The sequence below is a fragment of the Bradyrhizobium sp. PRIMUS42 genome, assembly GCF_023006515.1.
Classification (GTDB): Bacteria; Pseudomonadota; Alphaproteobacteria; order Rhizobiales; family Xanthobacteraceae; genus Bradyrhizobium.
Genome location: NZ_JALBGZ010001146.1, coordinates 1 through 1,310 on the forward strand (window position 1 = coordinate 1; position 1,310 = coordinate 1,310).

The following is a 1,310-nucleotide window of genomic DNA, read 5'->3' on the forward strand; positions in this document are numbered from 1 at the left end:
GCTGTCGGCGGCGGGCGCCCAGACCGCCCCTCCACGGACCACGCCGACGTCGGCGACCACCACCACGGCGCAGGTGAGCGAAACTGCGCCGGGCACCGAGGCGCCGAAATATTCCGACCGTCCGCCGGCGGTGTCGCTCTCTGCTCCGGCGGCTCCGGCGGTGACCACGCCCGTAACGACTGCAGCGCCGGTCACCACAACCAAGCCCGCCACCAAGTCCACGGCGAAGGCAGACAAGCCGAAGTCCAAGCGCAGCTGGACCGAGCGCCGCATCATCAGCGAGCTGCACCGCCACGGCATCTATTGGTAAGCCGCGGACCTGTACCCCAATCTCGCCGTCATGCCCGGGCTCGACCCGCCTGCGCGGCCGAAGCCGCTTCGGCGAGGCGAAGGCCCCTTGCTCCAAGAACGTGAATGGCCGGGACAAGCCCGGCCATGACGCGAGAGTTTTGATCTGATCGGTGAAGCTTACTGCGAAACCGTCTGCACCACGCTTGCGATCGGACGCGTGGTCGTGCTTGCGGTCGGCACCTTCATGTCCTTCATCAGCGCCTCGTCATATTCCGGCAGCGTCTGGAAGGTCGTCTTGGCCTTCATCTGCACGACCTTGTAGCCGCCGGCCTTGAGCCGCGCGAGCAGCGTCGGCATGGCCAGGCCGGTATTCTTCTGGAAATCGTGCATCAGGATGATGCCCTTGCCGAGCTTGTCGAGCCTGGTCATCACGGTCTCGACGATCTTCTCCGGCGTCGCACCCTTCCTGAAATCGAAGGAGTCGATTTCGGTCGAGAACATCGCGACGTTGCGGGTGCCGAAATAGGCCACCATCGCGGGATTGTGCTGAAGCTGCGGGAAGCGGAAGAACGGCGCCGGGTTGGTGCCGAGCGCAAATCTCACCGCGCTAAAGCCCTTCTCGACTTCGTCCTTGACCTGCTGCTCCGTCAGCTTCTTGCTGTTCAGGTTGACATGCGACCAGGTGTGCGTGCCGACCGTGTGGCCCTGGGCCAGCACCTGTTTCAGGATTTCCGGATGATAGGTCGCGTGCTTGCCGACCGAGAAGAACAGGCCCTTTGTGCATTCGTCCGCGAGTGCCTTCAGAACCGTGGGCGTATTGACCGGCCACGGACCGTCGTCGAAGGTCAGCACGACTTCCTTCTCGGTGAGAAAGTCGAACTGCTTGAAGTGCTCGAAGCCGAAGCCTGGACCGCCGGTGGTGTCGATCTCGACGACGCGGGAGACGCCCAGCGCGTTCGGATTGGCGCAGGCCTGTCTCGGCTGGACGGGCAGAGCGGGGGCGGGAGCCGGCGCAGCCG

The 1,310-nt window shown here is 64.7% G+C and carries 2 protein-coding genes; one reads left to right on the forward strand and one right to left on the reverse strand.

Going from position 1 to position 1,310, the window contains the following annotated elements:
• Nucleotides 1-310: hypothetical protein (locus MOV75_RS38455; RefSeq protein WP_247008051.1), on the forward strand; the 310-nt coding region annotated here is incomplete at its 5' end.
• A 158-nt stretch (nucleotides 311-468) separates the two neighbouring features.
• On the opposite strand, the gene MOV75_RS38460 is transcribed toward MOV75_RS38455, so the two are convergent.
• Nucleotides 469-1,310 (reverse strand): polysaccharide deacetylase family protein (locus MOV75_RS38460; RefSeq protein ID WP_246930849.1); only part of this gene is annotated, 842 nt, incomplete at its 5' end.